This window comes from Myxococcus sp. MISCRS1 (genome assembly GCF_026626605.1).
Classification (GTDB): Bacteria; Myxococcota; Myxococcia; order Myxococcales; family Myxococcaceae; genus Myxococcus; species Myxococcus fulvus.
In genome coordinates this window covers 9,013,170-9,026,716 of record NZ_JAPNKB010000001.1, presented here as the reverse complement: position 1 = coordinate 9,026,716, position 13,547 = coordinate 9,013,170, and the positions used below count along the sequence as shown (strand labels likewise).

Below are 13,547 nucleotides of genomic sequence, written 5' to 3'. Positions count from 1 at the left end.
CCCTCTCCTGACTAGCGTCCGGCCGGAAGCTCGAGCACCGTGAGGAGCCCAGCTTCGGCGGCCGTCAAGCGTGGCGCGGCATTCACCAGCGCGTTCGCGGTGGCCCGGTCGCCCGCCACTCCCCCCGGGATTTCCAGCACCAATCGAGGGTCCGCATCGATTTCGATGCGGTCCTTCGGGTCCTCTGCCCCCACGGCGATGGTCAGCTCCAGCCGCACCCGCTCCTGCCCGTCCTCCAACCCGACCACCGACTGGAACATGCCCGCCACCCGTCCCTTCTTCACCGCGAACGCTCCGCCCGAGATGTCCTCCTCGGCGAAGACGGGGGCTACCTCTTCCTCGTAGTCATCACAATCCAACCCCAGCCCCAATGCCGCGAGTGCCGCCGACTCCACCAGCCCCACGTGGCCGAGTTGCTCACCATCCACCAACTCGAAGAACTCCTCCTCGGTCAGCCCCGCGCCCACCTTGCGCTGCAGGGCCTCACGCCGGGTGCGCGCGTCCACCACCCGCGTGACGGTGGCGCGCCGCACGGGCCCACACACCTGACCGGCCGTGGCCACCAGCCGGTCCATGATGAAGCCCGGGTTGACGCCCGCGCCCAGCACCGCCACCTCGGCGCGCTGCGCGGCCTGGTCCAGCTTGTCCGCCAGCTCCGGGTGGTTGAGATAGGGGAAGGCCAGCTCCTCGCAGGTGCTGACCACGGGCAGGCCCAGCTTGATGGCCTCGAGCAGCTGCTCCATCACCTGCGGCAGCCGTGAGCCCGTGGCGTGCAGCAGCACCACGCCCTTGCGCCGGCCCACCGCCTTCTCCAGCGAGTCCACCACCTTCACGCGGGGCGCGGGACCTCCCAGCACGTCACCCAAGGGGCGACCGACCAGGGAGGGATGGGTATCCACGGCCCCAATCAATTCCACTTCCGGGCTGGACAGGGATGCCTTGGCAATCTCCTGCCCGATGAATCCCAGCCCCATCACGACCACCGGCACCGGCCCTGCTGGGGCTCTAGCCATCGGAGATTGCTCCAGGATTCCAAGGGGTTAGCGCTGAAACGCAGCCTTGCCGCGCACCATAAATCACACCTTGGCGGGCAGGCAAGCATCACTTGGTTCCGCGCATCTTGCGCAATGCGAGAACCTTCAAGGATTTCCGGGGCTTGCGCGCGCAAAACCGTCGGGGGGCCCTGTTTGGGTGCGCGACAAGGCTGTATAAAGAAAGACAGGCCCAAAATCCCCCGGAGACCCTCCAACATGGACCGCATCCTCGTGGTGGATGACGACGTGCTCATCCTCGCCGCGCTCTCCCGGATCCTCCAGACGGAAGGCTATGACGTCGTCACGCACAGCGACCCCGCGCTCGCCGCGCGCGAGGTGGGCTTCTGCGTGGTGCTGACGGACTTCATGATGCCGTACCTCAACGGCATCGAGCTGTTGGGCGCCCTGAGGGAGAAGAACCCGAGGGCGGTGCGGCTGATGCTCACGGCGGCGGCGGACTTCCGCGTCGCGTCCGAGGCGGTCAACCGCGGCGAGGTGTTCCGGCTGCTCGGCAAGCCGTGGTCGCTCAGCGAGCTGACGAGCAGCGTGCGCCAGGCCGTGGAGCACTACCGGCTGGTGGAGGCCAACGAGCGGCTGACGCGCGAGGTGGCGGAGAAGAACGCGGAGCTGGTGGCCATCAACCAGGACCTGGAGCGTCGGGTGGTGGAGCGCACCACGGGCCTGTTGGACGGGCTCATCAGCGCGCTGGACTACCGCGACACGGAGACGCAGTGGCACTCGCGTCGGGTGGCGCTGTACTCGCGTCGGCTGGCGGAGGAGGTGGGGCTGGTGGGCGCCGCGCTGGACGTGGTGGAGCAGGGAGCGCTGCTGCACGACATCGGCAAGATTGGCGTGCGCGACTCCATCCTGCTCAAGCCCGGGCCGCTGACGCCGGACGAATGGGTGGAGATGCGCAAGCACCCGGAGTTCGGCTACCGGATGATGGCGAAGATGCCCTACCTGCACGAGGCGGCGCTCATCGTCCTGCAGCACCAGGAGCGCTGGGACGGCAAGGGCTATCCCCAGGGGCTGTCCCGCGAGGACATCAGCATCGGCGCGCGCATCTTCTGCATCGCCGACACGGTGGACGCCATCACCTCCGACCGGCCCTACCGCAAGGGGCGGCCCATGAGCGTGGCGCGGGATGAGATCCGCCGCTGCGCGGGCACCCAGTTCGACCCGAACCTGGCGGATGCGTTCCTGCGCATCCCGGAGACGGAGTGGCAGCGCATCCGCCACCAGGTGGAGCAGCTCGAGGAGGAGGAGAACCAGCGCTGGCGCAGCCACCCGCTCGGGGTCCCCGCACCGCTCGCCCGCGCGAGCGGCGCCTGAGCGACGGCCGTCAGGGCGACAGCGTCACCGCGGTGACCTCGCGGATGACGTCGCCCTCCAGCAGCGCGTCCACCACGTCCATCCCCGAGGCCACCTCGCCGAAGGCCGTGTAGCGGCCATCCAGGTGCGGCTGGGGCGCGTGCGTGAAGAAGAACTGGCTGCCGCCCGTGTCCTTGCCGGACAGGGCCATGCCCAGCGTGCCGCGCGTGTACGGACGGCGGGTCATCTCGCAGCGGATGGAGTGCCCCGGCCCGCCCTCCCCGTCCCCGCGCGGGTCTCCGCCCTGCGCGACGAAGTCCGGCACCACGCGGTGGAAGGTGACGCCGTTGAAGTAGCCCTTGCGCGCGAGCGCGTACAGGTTGCCCGCCGTGAGGGGCGCCTCGTCCGCGTCGAGCCGCACCGTGATGTCGCCCTTGTCCGTGCGCAGCACCAGCCCCGCTCCCTTGGGCGCGGGCTCCGGGCGGAAGGCGTAGGCGGGCACTTCCACGCGCTCGGAGCGCACGGGCTGGCCGGTGAGCTTCGTCAGCGCCTCCGCGGCCACGCGGCGCACGTTGGCGTGGGGCAGCGACAGCCACTGCCGGAACCGGGGCTCCGCGGCCTGGCCCTGCAGGGCCACGAGCGCGCCAGCCACCGGGTCCGCGAGGTCCGGCTGGGACGGCACCCGCTCCGCCAGCGCCTCGATTTCCGGACGCATCGCGGGGGGCTTGAGCAGGCCCAACGTCGCGGCCGCGGCGCCGGCGACCACCGGGTCCTCGTCCTTCAGGAGCGCGCTCACCGCCGTCGCGCCGCGGGGCACGGGGCGCTCGGCCAGGGCCTCCATCGCGGTGAGCCGCACGCGCGCGGCCGGGTGGCGCAGGTAGCCCACCGCGAAGTCCGCGGGCGTCTTCTTCGAGAAGAGCGCCACCTCGCGCAGGCCCAGCGCCAGCCGGCGCTCCTCGGGCACCTTGTCGAAGCCGCACGTACGCACGTCCGCCACCACGCCGCGCTGCCGGTCCAACGCCGCCGCCAGCCGACAGTCGAGCCAGCCCAGGTCCGCGCGCGCGAGGTCCGACGCCGCGCCCCGCTCCGCGTCCGCCAGCGCCAGCCGCAGCGCCACCAGCACCGGCGCGCCGAAGTCCGGCAGGCCCTGCTGCGCCAGCGCCAGCAACGGGTGGCCATCCGCCGAGCGCGCCAGCGTCTCCACCCGGGGCGTCGCGCTCGTGGGCACGGGCGTCTCCATGCCGCGCGCCACACGCTTCGCCCGAGGCGCAAGGCCCTCCAGCACGTCCAGCGGCACGCAGGGCCCGCCACACATCGCCGCGAGCTTCGCCAGCGAGCGCGCCGCCTCCGCCGCCACGCGCGGCACCGAGTCATCCAGCAGCCTCCCCAGCACCACCGCGTCCTCCGGACCGCCCACGTCGCCGAAGGCCTTCGCGCACAGGCCGCGCACGTCCGCGTCCTCGTCCGAAAGGCAGCGGCGCAGCGTCGGCAGCTCCTCGGCGCGCTTCGCCGTGGCGAGCAGATACGCCGCGCCGTAGCGCGACTCCACCGGCACCCCGGCCGAGAGCAACGCCCGCGCGGGCGCCAGCGGGACGTCCTTCACCACCGCCGCGCCGCCCCGCCGCGCCGCCACGCCGAGCACCAGCGCGGCCTTGCCCGCCGTCGCGACCTCCTTTGCCTGCAGGCGCTCCACCAGCCGCGCCAGCGCGTCCGGCGTCGCGAGCCGTCCGAGGGAGTCGAGCTGCGCGTCACGCGCGTCCACGTCCCGCTCCACCGCCTCGGCCTCGAGCAGCGGCGCCACCAGCCGCGCGCGCTCGGCATCCGTCGGGGCCTCCCACGCCAGCGCCAGCTCGCCCACCGCGAAGGCGGCCTCACCGCGCACGCGGGGCTCCGGGTCCTTCAGCCCCCGCGCCACCACGTCCAGCGTGGCCAGGTCCTGGATGCGCGCCAGCGCGCGATAGGCCCGCACCCGGATTCGCGCGTCCGGCGCGTCGTGGGCCAGCGCCGCGAGCTGCCCGTCGCCGAGCGAGCGGCGGTCCTCCCAGTCCAGGATGCGCGCCATCACCTCCGGGTCCGGGGGCGCCTCGTCGGAGCCGCGGACACCGCGGTGACACCCGGAGAGCAGGACGACGAGGGCCAGGCAGACGTGGGGAAGTCGGACGGGGCTCAAGCGGCGCATGGGCTGGGGCCTAGGCCAATTCCCCGCGAAAATCCAGGGGTTAGGCCGCGTGCCGTTTGACACGTCCGCCCCGGCCCCGGAAGATGCGCCTTCGCATCTCTCAGCAGGAGCGCCGGTCCTGAACTGCCCTGGCTGCGGCTCGAAGGTAGCCGCCAACTCATCCATCTGTCCCGTCTGCGATTACATCATCGACGGCTCGTTCCTCTCCGCCGAGCCCCCCGCGGACAACGATGAGGACACGGGCGTCGGAGAAGCCCCCCGTCCACCTCCCGCCCGGAAGCCCGCCCCCGCGCGCCCCCGCCCCGCGAAGTCCGGCGCCCGGCCCGCCCCCGCCGCCGCGGCGGGTGGGGACGCCACCAACGTGCGCAGCGTGGACGACATCGCCCGGAGCGCCTCGCAGCGCGCCAGCCGTCCCGCGCCCGCGCGCAGTGGCGGCACCGCCCCGCGTCGTGCCCCGGCGCCCGCGCCCGCCCCCGCCGCCACCGGGCCCGACCCGTGGGCCCGAGGCGCGCGCGACGAGGACGAGGAGAACAACAGCGCCATCGCCGACCCGGACGAGCTCATCCAGGACGCGAAGGACCTGCTGGGCGCGATGAGCGCCGGCGACAAGATTGCCTTCTACAGCGCGGGGCTCGTGGTCCTGTCGTGCTTCGTGCCGTGGAAGGAGACGGCGGCGGACGGTGACGCGCTGGGCTTGATGAGCCTGGGCTTCGGCGCCTTCCTGCTCGCGCTGCTGACGATGGGCGCCATCGGCGTGCGCGTGCGCGCCACCTTCCCCAAGCTCAACCCCGTGGTGCCGTGGATGGCGCAGCTGTTGACCACGTTCCTGTGCCTCATCTGGTGCATCGTGTTCATCAAGGTGTCCTCGGACACGACGCTGGTGCCCAGCCCCGTGGGCAACTCGGAGATGATGAACTCGTCGCCCAGCTTCGGCGTCTTCATCGGCATCCTGGGCTCGGTGGGCGCGCTCATCGGCGCGTTCCTGGGACTCAAGGGCCGTCAGGACTGACGCCCCTTCCCGCCCGCGCGGCCCGGACGCCACGAAAGTGGTGCCGCGCCGCGCGCGGCCGTTCTACCGTCCAGCGCACCATGTCCGACGCCACGCCCCTGTCCCGCCTCACCGCCGCGCTCGGCGGCACCGTCTTCGGTCAGCCCCGCGTGCTCGCGGACCTGGTGACGGCCTTCCTGGCGCGAGGCCACGTGCTGCTGGAGGGCGTGCCCGGCGTGGCCAAGACGCTCACCGCGCGCAGCATGGCGGGCGCGCTGGGGCTGCTCTTCACGCGCATCCAGTTCACCCCGGACCTGATGCCCGCGGACATCCTCGGCACCAACGTCTTCCAGCCACAGGACAACGCCTTCCGGCTGGTGAAGGGCCCCATCTTCACGGAGGTCCTGGTGGCGGATGAAATCAACCGCACGCCGCCCAAGGCCCAGGCCGCGCTCCTGGAGGCCATGGAGGAGCGCCAGGTCACCATCGACGGCGTCACCCACGCGCTGCCGCCGCACTTCTTCGTCGTCGCCACGCAGAACCCGCTGGAGCTCGAGGGCACCTATCCCCTGCCCGAGGCGCAGCTGGACCGCTTCCTCATGCGCGTGCGCGTGGGCTACCCGGACTCGGACGCGGAGACGACCATGCTGCGCGCCTTCCACCAGCGCGAGGGCCGCGTGCCCTCCGTCGAGCGCGTGCTGGACGCTCCCACCCTGCTGGAGCTGCAGGCCCGCGCGGCCCGCGTCACCTGCGACGACTCCATCCTCCAGTACGTGGTCGCCGTGGTGCGCGACACGCGCGCCAACCCCCGCGTGCGACTGGGCGCGAGCCCCCGCGCGGCGCAGGCGCTGCTCGCCGCGGCCAAGGCCCGCGCGGCGCTGCTGGGCAACGACTTCGTCACCCCCGATGACGTCAAGGGCGTGGCCGGCAGCGTCCTCAACCACCGCCTGCTGCTCAAGGCCGAGGCCGAGGTGGAGGGGCTCACCTCCGACGACGTGCTGAAGCAGACGCTCGAGCGGGTCCGGGTCCCCCGGTGAGCCTGGGCCGCCCGGTCCCCACGGGCCTCGCCGTGGCGCTGCTCGCCGTGGCGCTCGTCCCCGCCGCCCTCTCGGTGGCGAGCCCCACCTTCGGCTGGTTCGCGCTGGCCGTGGACGTGGCGGTGCTCGCGCTGTGCGCCGTGGACTTCCTGCGCGCGCCTCGCGAGGGCGACGTCACCGTCACACGCGTCGTCGAGCCCATCCTCTCCTCCGGCACGCGCAACCCCGTGCACCTGGCCCTCGAGCGCCATGACACGGGCACCTCGCCCCTGCGCGTGGAGGTGCGCGACGAGCCGCCCCTGGTCGTCGCGAGCCACCACCACCGACAGTCCGTCGTGCTGCCGCCCCGAGGCGCCCCCAGCGAGCCCGCCCCGAGGATGACGTACTTCGTCACCCCACCGTCTCGCGGAGACGCACGCTTCGGCGACGTGCACCTGCGACTGCCCGGCCCGCTCGGCCTGTGCGCGCGGCAGGTGCGCGTGAAGGCGGAGCAGGCGGTGAAGATCTATCCGGACCTCACCGCGCTCTCGCGCGAGGCGCTGAGCCTGGCGCGCGCCTCGGACGCTCCCTCCGAGCGCACCCTGCGCCGCCGCGCCGCGGAGGGTCGCGAGTTCGAGTCGCTGCGCGAGTACCGCCCCGGCGACGACTACCGGCACATCGACTGGAAGGCCTCCGCCCGTCACGCCAACACCCTGGTGCGCACGTGGCAGCCCGAGCGCCACCAGCCCATGTTGCTGCTGCTGGACTGCGGCCGTCACATGGCCGGCAAGGTGCGCGGCCGGCGCAAGCTGGACCACGCGGTGGACGCGGCGCTGCGGCTGGCGCGCGTGGGCCTGGACGCCGGAGACGTGGTGGGGGTCATGTCCTTCGCCAGCGACGTGCTCACGTACCTGCCTCCTCGCAAGGGCCACGAGCACCTGCGCCTCATCACCGAGTCGCTCTACCGCGCCGAGGCCGCGCTCGAGGAGAGCGACTACGGCCGGGCCTACGACTTCGCCTTCGCCCGCCAGACGCGCCGCACGCTCGTGGTGCTCTTCACGGACCTGGTGGACCCGGACGCCTCCGCGGGCCTGCTCACCCGCACGCTCGCCTTGCGTCCCCGGCACCTGCCCGTGGTGGCCTCGCTGCTGGACGAGGACGTGCGCGACGCGGCCACGCGCGTGCCCGACGCGGCCCAGGACGCCTACGCGCGACAGGCCGCCACGCGGCTGGAAGCCGAGTTCCGCCGCACCGCCACCACGCTGCGCGACGCGGGGGCGTTGGTGGTGCGCGCGCCGGCCCAGGGCTTCGGCGCCGCCGCGCTCAACGTGTACCTGGACGTCAAGTCGCGCGGGCTGTTGTAGGCCTCGCGAATATGTCCAGCGGAAAGTTCGTGTGGCGTGCACATACGGTGCGCGCGCGCGTCGCTCGCGAAGAAGCATGCCAATCGCGCGGAGGCCGATTTTTCGGCTTCGGACACGACCCCCTTTACATGAGGGCCTTCGTCAACAAAATGGCGCGTCTCTCTCGCCCGCCGCATCGGCGGGCCCCCTGAAACAGCACGGATGGAGACGGTCTTGGCGGAGGTCGCGAGGGGATTGAGGTTGGAAGTCGAGGCGGATGCGGCGGCCATCGCCGCCCGGGCGGAGCCCACCGAGCCGGTCCAGTCGCTGACGCACTTCCACGAGCGCCTGCTGGCCGAGGAGCTGCTGGCGCGCAGTGGTGACACGCAGCAGCGCCTGGCGGGCGCGTTGTCGGAAGCGAAGGTGGACCTCAACCCGCATCAGGTCGAGGGCGCCATGTTCGCGCTCGACTCGCTGTCGCGCGGCGGCTGCATGCTGGGCGACGAGGTGGGCCTGGGGAAGACGATTGAAGCGGGGCTCGTCATCGCCCAGCTGATGGCCGAGGGGAAGACGCGCATCCTCATCCTCGCGCCGGCCACGCTGCGCGCACAGTGGAACAGCGAGCTGCGCGAGAAGTTCGACCTGGACAGCGTGCTCGTGGACGGTCGCACCGTGCGCGCCACCGGCAACTGCTTCGACCAGCCCTTCCCCGTCATCTGCTCGCACCCGTTCGCGGCCAACAAGGCGCACCTGACGTCGGAAATCCCGTGGGACCTCATCGTCATCGACGAGGCCCACCGCCTGCGCAACGCCCACCGCGCCAACAACAAGATGGGCCAGGCGCTCAAGGCGTCCCTGGCGGGCAAGCCCAAGCTGCTGCTCACCGCCACCCCGCTCCAGAACGACCTGATGGAGCTGTTCGGGCTGATGTCGCTGCTCGACGAGCAGATCCTCGGCCCCGAGCACGCCTTCCGCAGCCGCTACCGCGTGGACGAGGGCGGCGGCATGTCCGAGGCCGCCGCGTGCGAGCTCAAGGAGCGGCTGGCCCCCGTGGTGCAACGCACCCTGCGCCGGCAGGTGCGCGAGTACGTCCGGTACACCAACCGCCGCTCCATCGTGGAGGACTTCACGCCCTCGCCCGAGGAGCACGACCTCTACGAGAAGGTCAGCGAGTACCTGCAGCGCTCCGAGGCCGCGGCGATTGAACCCGGCAAGAAGACGCTCCTGACGCTGTGCTACCGCAAGCTGCTGGCGTCCTCCACGTACGCCATCGCGCCCACGCTGCGGCGGCTGTCGGACAACCTGGAGAAGCGCCTGCAGGCGGCGAAGCTGGGGCAGCAGGCCCTGGCGATGTTCGAGCCGGAGGAGGCCAAGCAGTACGTCGAGGAGGGCGAGGAGTGGTCGGATGATCCGGCCAAGGCGCCCAACATCCGCGTGCTGGAGCAGGAGGTCTGGGAGCTGCGGCAGTACGCGGACCTGGCGGACTCCATCAAGGTCAACGCCAAGGGCGAGGCCCTCAAGCGCGGCCTGGACCGCACCTTCGGGGTGATGCGCGCGCACGGCTGGCCGGAGAAGGCGCTCATCTTCACCGAGTCCAAGCGCACGCAGCAGTACCTGTTCAACCTGCTGTCGGACAACGGCTACCGGGGCAAGATTTCGCTCCTGTCCGGGGACATGGCCGGCACGCCCGAGGAGCGGCGCGCGCTGGTGGACGAGTTCCGCAACAAGACGCAGATCCTCATCTGCACCGAGGCCGGCGCCGAGGGCCTGAACCTCCAGTTCTGCAACCTGGTGGTGAACTACGATTTGCCCTGGAACCCGCAGCGGGTGGAGCAGCGCATCGGCCGCTGCCACCGGTACGGGCAGCAGCGGGACGTGCTGGTCATCAACTTCCTCAACCGCGCGAACGCGGCGGACGCGCGCCTGTTCGAGCTGTTGGAGAAGAAGCTCAACCTCTTCGACGGTGTCTTCGGCGCCTCCGACGAAATCCTGGGCGCGCTGGAGAGCGGCGTCGACTTCGAGCGCCGCATCCTCGACATCTACCAGGGCTGCCGGAAGGTGGAGGACATCAACGCCGCCTTCGACAAGCTGCGCGCGGAGATGGAGTCGCGCATCAGCAAGCGCATGACGGAGATGCGCTCGGTGGTGCTGGAGCGCTTCGACGGTGACGTGCGCCGCCGCCTGCGCGGCCAGGGCGAGCAGACCAAGGAGGCCCTCGCCAAGCGGCAGCAGGAGGCGCGCGCGCTCACCAGCTCCGTGCTGGGCAGCCGCACCTCCGGTCGGCTGGAGATCGCCAAGGCCGCCTACGCCGTCAAGGAGCGCAAGCAGGACGCGGTCAGCTACCTGCAGCTCGACGCCTCGGGGCTCCCGTCGCGACTGGCGCGGCTGGCCGGCAGCGAGGGCTGGTGGTTCGTCTACAAGTTCGAGACGACGGGCCTCAAGCCCGAGGAGAAGCTGGTCCACCTGGTGCTGGTGAAGGACCGCGAGGGCAACTTCCGCGCCCTGCCCCTCCAGGACGGCGCGCACTTCGTGAAGCTGTCCGCCAAGGACGAGAAGCGCCGCCAGCCCGCGCCGGTGTCCGTGCAGCTGATGCAGGAGCAGGCGCTGGTGGCCGCGAAGGACGAAATCGTCCGCGCCGCCGAGCGCCGCAACGCGCTGGAGCTGGACAAGGCCAAGGAGCGCGCGGACCGCTACGTCGAGGACTGCCTCATGGAGTCCCGCGAGGGCGTGGAGGCGGCGCGCCAGCAGTGGATCGACGCGCGCAAGCAGGTCACCACGGTGGAGGACGTCGCGGAGCGCGCCAAGGCCCGGGCGAACTCGGACCGGATGGAGCGCGAGTACCGCCGCAAGCTGTCTTCGCTGCGCAACGAGGAGGAGAAGCGCTACGCCTCCAAGGACCGTCAGCTCGCCGAGCTCGCCCAGAAGGCGAAGGTGACGGAGAAGCGCGCGCTCATCGCCTCCGCCTACTTCTGGCTGTCCTGAGCCTCCAGCGGCTTGAGCCGCACCCTGGTCGCGCCCCAGCCTCCGTCGAACTCGGAGGCGGGGCGGAACGACTCCACCTCCTCCAGCTTCGGCAGCAGTGAATGCACCGTGCGACGCAGCGCGCCGGTGCCCTTGCCGTGGATGATGCGCACATCGAGCAGGCCCTTCTGGCGGCAGGCCCAGAGGTACTCGATGACGAGGGGCTTCACCTCGCGAGGCTGAAAGAAATGCAGGTCGAGGGTGCCGTCGATGGGCAGCTCGACGACTTCGTCATCAGGGGGCGGGGGTTCCGGCCCCTCCGGTGGGAGCGAGGGCTCGTTTGCTGGCAGCGGGGGCAGGCGACGCGGGCTCATTCGTCCACTCTCCTGACTCGCGCTTCTTCTGCTCGGCTTCCAGCCGGCGTCGCTCCCGAGCGGCGCGGAACTGCTCCGACACGGACGTCAGCTCGTTCTTCAGGGCCGACAGGTGCCTGGAAACGTCCTCGTCCTCGGCCACGCTGCGGTGTGCGTCCGCGCGCTTCTCCCGCGCGCCAGCGCCACCGGCTGTCGTCATCTGGACCATCAGTGCCGCGAGCAGGACGGACTTCATGCCTGATGAGGTAAGCAAGAGTCGTGCTCGGTGGCAAGCCCCCGTTCATGAGGCGACGCTTCGCTGGTCCCCCTCCTTGGTCGTACCTGTGACGATGCGCTCCGCCAGTTTGATGGCGGACAGTGGCGCGCTTCCCTCGGCCTTGTTGTTGATGGTGACGAAGACGGGGCGCTCACGACGCAGGGCCGCCAGACACGCGCGCGCCAGCAAGTCGCGCGTGGGCACGTCCTCGTCCACCAGCCGGTTGAAGGGCGCGTAGCGGGCGCGAGCCTCCTCGTAGCCGAGGTTCGGCGGCAGCATCCACCGCACCACCAGCGCGCGGGCGTCGAGCGCGCGGGTGCGCCTGGCCTGGATGCCCATGGAGGGCATGTGGGCCCAGACCGCGAGCACGGGACAGGCGCCCACGTCCGCCAGGGCCTGCGCGAAGCCCTCCGTCAGCAGCTCCTCGTTGCGGACCTCCACCGCGTAGAGGGGCCCTTTGGGCAGCGCGGAGAGGAACGCGTGGAGGCGCTCCACGAAGCGCGCGGTGCCGCCGAGCCCCTGCGGGTCCTGCGGCGGGAACTGGAAGACGAGCGGGCCGCCCTTGTCGCCCAGGCCCTCGACGAAGGGGCGCACCACGTGCTCCTCGGCGTAGGCGGCGTGGAGGAAGCGCTCGTTGAGCTGGCCTCGGTGCGCGCCGTAGCGCTCGTGCACGGGGAAGCGGGCCAGGGTGCAGACCTCGTGCGCCTTCACGAGGAAGCGGAAGTCGGCGGGCACCTGCTCGGCGTACTCGGCGAAGGCCTCGGCGGAGATGGGGCCGTAGAAGGTCCGGTCGATGCCGACGGTGCGCAGCACGGGGTGACGCGCGTACGCGGACAGGCCCTCGCGCGCGAGCTGCGACGCGGAGGCCTCGTGGTCGTAGACGAGGCCGGACCAGCCGGGGAACGTCCACGACGAGGTGCCCAGGAAGACGCCAGTGGGGAGCTGCTGACCGAGGGACGCGAGCGAGTCCTGTACCGGCGCGGGCTCCACCGGCTGGCTCCGACTCCGGGCACGCGCGGGTGCCTCGGCGGGCGCGCCGGTGAAGAGGTCGAGCTGGGAAGGTCCACGCTGAGGGGCCATCGGCGTCTCCTACGTCCGTCCTGCGTCCCGTGGACCCGCGACGGCGGGCCGCACGTCCAGCGCACATAACGCCGGACTCCACGGGATTCAGGAGGTTGCCTCAGAACCTAGGGACTCCCCAAGGGGGATGTCCGTCCTACAGGCAGCCGAGCTCCATGGCCCGGAGCACCGCGCGCGTCCTGTCGCGGACGCCGAGCTTCGACAGGATGCTGGAGGTCTGGTTCTTGACGGTCCCCTCCGCCGTCCCGAGCGCCTGGGCAATCTCGCGGTTGCTCAGTCCCCGGGCGATGAGGCGGAGCACCTCGACCTCGCGGCGCGTGAGGCCCTCGGGCAGCTCCGCGTGCGGGAAGTCGCGGCCCAGGTCCACGAGTCCACGCGCGACACGCTCGGCGACTCCGGGCGGCAGCAGCGTCTCGCCAGCGTGGACGCGGCGGATGGCGTCCGCGAGCTCCTCCAGCGAGACGTCCTTGAGCAGGAAGCCCTGCACGCCCGCGCGCAGCGCCTCGACGATGGCGGCGTCCTCGTCGAAGGTGGTGAGCAGCACCACGCGCCGGTTCACCGGCTCCTGGCGCAGGCGCCTGAGCGCCTCCAGGCCCGTCATGCGCGGCATGCGCACGTCCATCAGCACGACGTCCGGGTTCAGCTCGGCCACCTTGGCCAGCGCATCCTCACCGTCCACCGCTTCGCCCACGACACGGAGGTCCGGAGTCAGGTCCAGCAGGCTGCGCAGCCCCTGGCGCACCAGCGCGTGGTCATCCACCAGGACGAGACGAATCATCCGCGGGCCCTCGAGTCACAGGACGCCATTGGCTGCACGCGCCCTCGGATGAAGGGATGCATGAGCGTTCGGGCTCGCGCGTCGCAGGCAGCCCTGACTTCAGCTGCATTCTCCGCCCGGTCTCCGCGCGACGCTGTCACGCGTGCCATCTGCTGTGCGCGACTCAAAATGAAGCGACGCAAGAGCGCTCCGCCCCGCTCACCGGAGCCATCAAGGGATTCAGGCGT

At 71.5% G+C, this 13,547-nt stretch carries 10 protein-coding genes; 5 read left to right on the top strand and 5 right to left on the bottom strand.

Annotated elements, in window-relative coordinates:
- Positions 1–11 precede the first annotated feature (11 nt).
- Complete coding sequence (locus OWM54_RS36280; RefSeq protein WP_223751690.1) at positions 12–1,013, bottom strand: dihydrodipicolinate reductase; 1,002 nt, start codon at positions 1,011–1,013, stop codon at positions 12–14.
- A gap of 237 nt (positions 1,014–1,250) precedes the next feature.
- Between OWM54_RS36280 and OWM54_RS36275 the strand changes: the two genes are divergently transcribed.
- A complete protein-coding gene (locus tag OWM54_RS36275) occupies positions 1,251–2,366 on the top strand; it encodes an HD domain-containing phosphohydrolase (RefSeq protein ID WP_223751691.1) in 1,116 nt (371 codons plus the stop codon).
- Positions 2,367–2,376: 10 nt separating this feature from the next.
- On the opposite strand, the gene OWM54_RS36270 is transcribed toward OWM54_RS36275, so the two are convergent.
- Positions 2,377–4,524, bottom strand: coding sequence for a peptidylprolyl isomerase (locus OWM54_RS36270; protein ID WP_267700360.1), 2,148 nt, complete (start codon positions 4,522–4,524; stop codon positions 2,377–2,379).
- 49 nt (positions 4,525–4,573) lie between these two features.
- On the opposite strand from OWM54_RS36270, the gene OWM54_RS36265 reads away from it, so the two are divergent.
- From OWM54_RS36265 to OWM54_RS36250, 4 genes are all read left to right on the top strand, one after another.
- Complete coding sequence (locus OWM54_RS36265) at positions 4,574–5,533, top strand: hypothetical protein (RefSeq protein ID WP_267700359.1); 960 nt, start codon at positions 4,574–4,576, stop codon at positions 5,531–5,533.
- 80 nt (positions 5,534–5,613) lie between these two features.
- Positions 5,614–6,549 (top strand): AAA family ATPase, encoded by a 936-nt coding sequence (locus OWM54_RS36260; RefSeq protein WP_267700358.1) that lies wholly within the window; start codon positions 5,614–5,616, stop codon positions 6,547–6,549.
- Positions 6,546–7,892 carry a DUF58 domain-containing protein gene (locus OWM54_RS36255; RefSeq protein WP_223785405.1) on the top strand — a complete coding sequence of 449 codons (1,347 nt, stop codon included), beginning with the start codon at positions 6,546–6,548 and terminating at the stop codon, positions 7,890–7,892. Before OWM54_RS36260 ends, OWM54_RS36255 begins: the two co-directional genes overlap by 4 nt.
- Before the next feature lie 201 nt (positions 7,893–8,093).
- A complete protein-coding gene (locus tag OWM54_RS36250) occupies positions 8,094–10,853 on the top strand; it encodes an SNF2-related protein (protein ID WP_141332169.1) in 2,760 nt (919 codons plus the stop codon).
- Here the strand turns inward: OWM54_RS36250 and OWM54_RS36245 are convergent.
- The 3 genes from OWM54_RS36245 to OWM54_RS36235 all read right to left on the bottom strand — a co-directional run bounded on the left by OWM54_RS36245 (position 10,835) and on the right by OWM54_RS36235 (position 13,320).
- Positions 10,835–11,206 carry a Smr/MutS family protein gene (locus OWM54_RS36245; protein ID WP_267700357.1) on the bottom strand — a complete coding sequence of 124 codons (372 nt, stop codon included), beginning with the start codon at positions 11,204–11,206 and terminating at the stop codon, positions 10,835–10,837. The two genes, OWM54_RS36250 and OWM54_RS36245, sit on opposite strands and share 19 nt — an antisense overlap.
- 280 nt (positions 11,207–11,486) lie before the next feature.
- Positions 11,487–12,542, bottom strand: a complete 1,056-nt coding sequence (locus OWM54_RS36240; protein ID WP_223751697.1) for a DUF72 domain-containing protein — start codon at positions 12,540–12,542, stop codon at positions 11,487–11,489.
- Between the two features lie 136 nt (positions 12,543–12,678).
- Positions 12,679–13,320, bottom strand: a complete 642-nt coding sequence (locus tag OWM54_RS36235; RefSeq protein ID WP_074955558.1) for a response regulator — start codon at positions 13,318–13,320, stop codon at positions 12,679–12,681.
- Positions 13,321–13,547 lie beyond the last annotated feature (227 nt).

Bases quoted from the DNA above. Each gene is read 5' to 3' on its own strand.
- OWM54_RS36280 (WP_223751690.1), bottom strand. From the start codon at position 1,013: ATGGCTAGAGCCCCAGCAGGGCCGGTGCCGGTGGTCGTGATGGGGCTG.
- OWM54_RS36275 (WP_223751691.1), top strand. From the start codon at position 1,251: ATGGACCGCATCCTCGTGGTGGATGACGACGTGCTCATCCTCGCCGCG.
- OWM54_RS36270 (WP_267700360.1), bottom strand. From the start codon at position 4,524: ATGCGCCGCTTGAGCCCCGTCCGACTTCCCCACGTCTGCCTGGCCCTC.
- OWM54_RS36260 (WP_267700358.1), top strand. From the start codon at position 5,614: ATGTCCGACGCCACGCCCCTGTCCCGCCTCACCGCCGCGCTCGGCGGC.
- OWM54_RS36250 (WP_141332169.1), top strand. From the start codon at position 8,094: ATGGAGACGGTCTTGGCGGAGGTCGCGAGGGGATTGAGGTTGGAAGTC.
- OWM54_RS36245 (WP_267700357.1), bottom strand. From the start codon at position 11,206: ATGAGCCCGCGTCGCCTGCCCCCGCTGCCAGCAAACGAGCCCTCGCTC.
- OWM54_RS36240 (WP_223751697.1), bottom strand. From the start codon at position 12,542: ATGGCCCCTCAGCGTGGACCTTCCCAGCTCGACCTCTTCACCGGCGCG.
- OWM54_RS36235 (WP_074955558.1), bottom strand. From the start codon at position 13,320: ATGATTCGTCTCGTCCTGGTGGATGACCACGCGCTGGTGCGCCAGGGG.